Annotated in this window: 3 protein-coding genes and 2 pseudogenes; 3 read left to right on the top strand and 2 right to left on the bottom strand. The window is 75.7% G+C overall.

Annotation, left to right across the window (positions count from 1 at the left end; genetic code table 11):
* Positions 1-55: 55 nt before the first annotated feature.
* Both SSBG_RS13035 and SSBG_RS13030 read right to left on the bottom strand, forming a co-directional pair.
* Positions 56-1,148, bottom strand: a pseudogene (locus tag SSBG_RS13035) (LacI family DNA-binding transcriptional regulator).
* Between the two features lie 87 nt (positions 1,149-1,235).
* Positions 1,236-2,036, bottom strand: a complete 801-nt coding sequence (locus tag SSBG_RS13030) for a response regulator transcription factor (RefSeq protein ID WP_008746606.1) — start codon at positions 2,034-2,036, stop codon at positions 1,236-1,238.
* Between the two features lie 292 nt (positions 2,037-2,328).
* Between SSBG_RS13030 and SSBG_RS13025 the strand changes: the two genes are divergently transcribed.
* From SSBG_RS13025 to SSBG_RS13015, 3 genes and pseudogenes are all read left to right on the top strand, one after another.
* Positions 2,329-3,375, top strand: coding sequence for an alpha/beta hydrolase (locus SSBG_RS13025; RefSeq protein WP_037869661.1), 1,047 nt, complete (start codon positions 2,329-2,331; stop codon positions 3,373-3,375).
* A 44-nt stretch (positions 3,376-3,419) separates the two neighbouring features.
* A complete protein-coding gene (locus tag SSBG_RS13020; RefSeq protein WP_008746604.1) occupies positions 3,420-3,674 on the top strand; it encodes a MoaD/ThiS family protein in 255 nt (84 codons plus the stop codon).
* A gap of 10 nt (positions 3,675-3,684) precedes the next feature.
* Positions 3,685-3,935, top strand: a pseudogene (locus SSBG_RS13015) (hypothetical protein); the annotation flags it as partial.

Below are 3,935 nucleotides of genomic sequence, written 5' to 3'. Positions count from 1 at the left end.
CGGACGCCCGCCGGGGACAGTCCCTCCCCGGAACGGGATTCCCCCGCGGCCGGTCTCAGCCGCAGCCGCAGGACCGCCGGATCACCAGCCGGGACGGGTACACCCGCAGCCGCTCGCGGCGCGGTGCCGTCACGCGCAGGGCGTCGTCCAGGACGAGATCGACGGCGGCGCGCGCCATCGCCGTGCGGTCGGAGGCGACCGTCGTCAGGGGCGGGTCGGTGAGGGCCGCCTCCTTCACGTCGTCGAAGCCCGCCACCGCGAGTTCCCCGGGCACGTCGATGCGCAGCTCGCGGGCCGCGCGCAGGATGCCGATCGCCTGGTCGTCCGTCGCGCAGACCAGGGCCGGGGGGCGGTCAGCTCGCGGGCCGCGCGCAGGATGCCGATCGTAGGCGTCGTAGCGGTTGTACCAGGGCCGGGGGGCGGTCCGGGCCCGCGAGCAGCTCCAGGCCGACCCGGTAGGCGTCGTAGCGGTTGTACGGGCTCTGGAAGAGGCGGCCCGCAGTCGGCAGCCCCGCCTCCGTCATCGCGCGGCGCCAGCCCTCGACGTGGTCCGAGACCGGGTCGCCCTCGGCGGGGGTCTGCTCCGTGCCGCCCAGGCACGCCACGTAGGGGGCGCCGTGTTCGAGGAGGTGGCGGGTGGCGAGCTGCGCGCCGCCCACGTCGTCCGTCACCACCGCGACGTCGTCGATCGGCGAGGGGCGCCGGTGCAGCAGCACGATGCGCGCGTCCCAGGCGTCGATCTCGGCCGCCGCCGTCTCGCTCGGGCCCTGCGAGACGAGGATGAGCCCCGCGACGCGCATCCCGAGGAAGGCCCGCAGGTAGTGGACCTCGCGGGCGTCCGCGTAGTCGGAGTTGCCGACCAGGACCATCTTCCCGCGCTCCGAGGCGGCCTGTTCGACCGCGTGCGCCATCTCGGCGAAGAACGGCTGGCGCGCGTCCGGCACGATGAGCCCTATGAGGTCGGTGCGGCGCGAGGCCATCGCCTGCGCGACCCGGTCGGGCCGGTAGCCCAGCTCCTTGATCGCGGCGAGCACACGCTCGCGGGTTGCCGGGGCGACCGGCCGGGGTCCGTTGTTGATGACGTAGCTCACGACGGCGGTCGAAGTCCCCGCCCGCCGCGCCACGTCGTCCCGCGTCACCTTGGCCACGCCCGGCAGTCTACGCGGGGTGAAAGCGCTGCCCAGGGCCCGGAGCGGGGCCGTGGGCGGGCGCCGCGCACGGGGACGCCGAGCGGTTCAGCCCTCGGCCGGGGCGGTGGCCCTGACCTCGCTCTTCTCCGGCACGACGGGCTCCGGCCCGGCGTCCCCCGGCGTCTCGGCGGTGGCCGGCCCGGCCGGGTTCTTCTCCGTCCGTTCGCGCTCCGGCTTCTCAGGAGTCACGAAGCGGTATCCCACATTGCGGACAGTGCCGATGAGGGATTCGTGCTCGGGGCCGAGCTTGGCGCGCAGCCGCCGCACGTGGACGTCCACGGTGCGGGTGCCGCCGAAGTAGTCGTACCCCCACACCTCCTGGAGCAGCTGGGCGCGGGTGAAGACGCGGCCCGGGTGCTGCGCGAGGTACTTGAGGAGCTCGAACTCCTTGAAGGTCAGGTCCAGGACCCGGCCCTTGAGCTTCGCGCTGTAGGTGGCCTCGTCCACGGAGAGGTCGCCGTTGCGGATCTCCATGGGGCTGTCGTCGGCGGCGTTCTGGCGGCGGCCGGTCGCGAGCCGCAGCCGCGCCTCGACCTCGGCCGGGCCCGCCGTGTCCAGGAGGACGTCGTCGACGCCCCAGTCCGCGGTGACGGCCGCCAGGCCGCCCTCGGTGACGACGAGCAGGAGGGGGCAGCCGGGTCCGGTGGACCGCAGGAGCTGGCACAGGGAACGGACCTGCGGCAGGTCGCGGCGGCCGTCGACCAGGATCACGTCGGCGCCCGGGGTGTCCACGAGCGCGGGCCCCTCGGCGGGCGCGACGCGCACGTTGTGCAGGAGCAGGCCGAGAGCGGGCAGGACCTCCGTGGACGGCTGGAGGGCGTTGGTCAGGAGGAGCAGGGAACTCATCGGAGGCCACCTGCCTCCGTGGTCGTGCGGGGCCGGCTGGAATGGTGTGCGTCTCGCTCGCCCATCACAGGTTCCTCCTCGGTACCGATGGGTCCCCGGCCGGTGCGCGGCCGGGATATGCGGCACTTCTTCGTACGGGGAAGCCACGGGCCCCCGCGTCCCCGGGGAGCCCCGCGCCCTCGCGGCCCGCCGCACACACCCGGCGGGGGCCGGTCGTATACAACGCGCCGGAAAGCACGAAAGGACCCGGGGGCTTCGCTGCCCAGGTCCTCTGCCGAGGAGAATAGCCCACATGAGCGCGACGGCGGCAGGTTCCGGACGCGGCGGCCCGGCGGCGGCGGGCGCCGGGGCGCGGAGCGCGCGCCGGGCGCGGGCCCGGTTGCGGGCCGCGGACGGGGTACGGATCGACGCGGCGTACGAGCCCGGTCCCGGGCCGGTCGGGGGGCCCGTCGTGGTCCTCGCGCACGGCTTCACGGGCGACCTGGACCGGCCGCAGGTACGGCGTGCCGCCCACGTCCTGGCCCGGCACGCGGCGGTCGTCACCTTCTCCTTCCGGGGGCACGGGCGCTCGGGGGGCCGCTCCACGGTCGGGGACAGCGAAGTCCTCGACCTCGCCGCCGCCGTCACCTGGGCGCGTTCACTCGGACACAGCCGCGTCATCACGCTCGGTTTCTCCATGGGCGGCTCCGTCGTCCTGCGCCACGCGGGCCTCCACGGGCTCGCCCGGCTCCGGGCCCGGACCACGCCGGAGGCGGCGCCCGGTACGAACGGGGGGCGCACGGAAGCGCGGGGCGGGACGCAGGGGGCGGAATCGGCGGCTGCGGCGGTTTTTGCGATTCCGGCGGCCCCGTCTGCCGCGTCCGCCCCCTCGGCCCCGGCCGTTCCGGTACCGCTCTCGGAGGCCGACCGCGTCGTCGCGGCGGGGAGCCGCGCGGACCGCACCGATCTCGTCATCGCCGTCAGCTCCCCGGCCCGCTGGTACTACCGGGGGACGGCGCCCATGCGCCGCCTGCACTGGCTCGTGACCGGCCGGCTCGGGCGCACGGTCGGCCGGCTCGGCTTCCGCACCCGGATCAGGCCGGGCGACTGGGACCCGGTGCCCCTGTCGCCGACCGCGCTGGCCCCGTACATCGCCCCCGTGCCGCTCCTGCTCGTGCACGGCGACCGCGATCCCTACTTCCCGCTCGACCACCCGCGCGCGCTCCAGCGGGCCGCGGGGACGCACGGCGAGCTGTGGATCGAGCGCGGGATGGGGCACGCGGAGAACGCGACGGACGAGGCACTGCTGGGGCGGTTGTGGCGGTGGGCGGAGCGGACGGGCGGCACGGCGGGGGCATGATGGACGCCCCGCGCGTGCGGGGCGGACCGGGAGAGGAGCGCGGCGTGGCAGTGGGCACGGTGCGGTACTGGGCGGCGGCGAAGGCCGCGGCGGGGACCGCCGAGGAGCCGTACGAGGCGACGACGCTCGCGGAGGCCCTGGCGGCGGTGCGTGTCCGCCATCCGGGAGAGCTGGTCCGGGTCCTGGACCGCTCCTCCTTCCTCGTGGACGGGAATCCCGTGGGGACCCGTCCGCATGAGACGGTACGTCTGGCCGAGGGCGGCACGGTCGAGGTGCTCCCGCCGTTCGCAGGAGGGTGAACCCCACACCATGAGCAATCAGCCGTACGACCCGTACGGGCAGCCCCAGCCCCAGGAGCAGTGGACCACCGGTCAGCAGCCCGGGCAGGGGCAGCGGCCGGACGACATGCAGCAGACCCAGACGTGGCAGGCGCCGACCTGGGAGACCTCCGTGCAGCCCGCGCTCCCGCCGGAGTCGGCGAGCGAGGCGACGGCCTACCTGCCCCCCGTCCCGCCCGCGCGCCCCGCCCCGCCCGCCCCGTACGGACAGCGAGCACCGCG

The sequence above is a fragment of the Streptomyces sp. SPB074 genome, from assembly GCF_000154905.1.
Lineage (GTDB): Bacteria > Actinomycetota > Actinomycetes > Streptomycetales > Streptomycetaceae > Streptomyces.
Note: the sequence above shows the minus strand (reverse complement) of the source record. Positions and strands in the feature narration are given on the sequence as shown.

Bases quoted from the DNA above. Each gene is read 5' to 3' on its own strand.
- SSBG_RS13030 (WP_008746606.1), bottom strand. From the start codon at position 2,036: ATGAGTTCCCTGCTCCTCCTGACCAACGCCCTCCAGCCGTCCACGGAG.
- SSBG_RS13025 (WP_037869661.1), top strand. From the start codon at position 2,329: ATGAGCGCGACGGCGGCAGGTTCCGGACGCGGCGGCCCGGCGGCGGCG.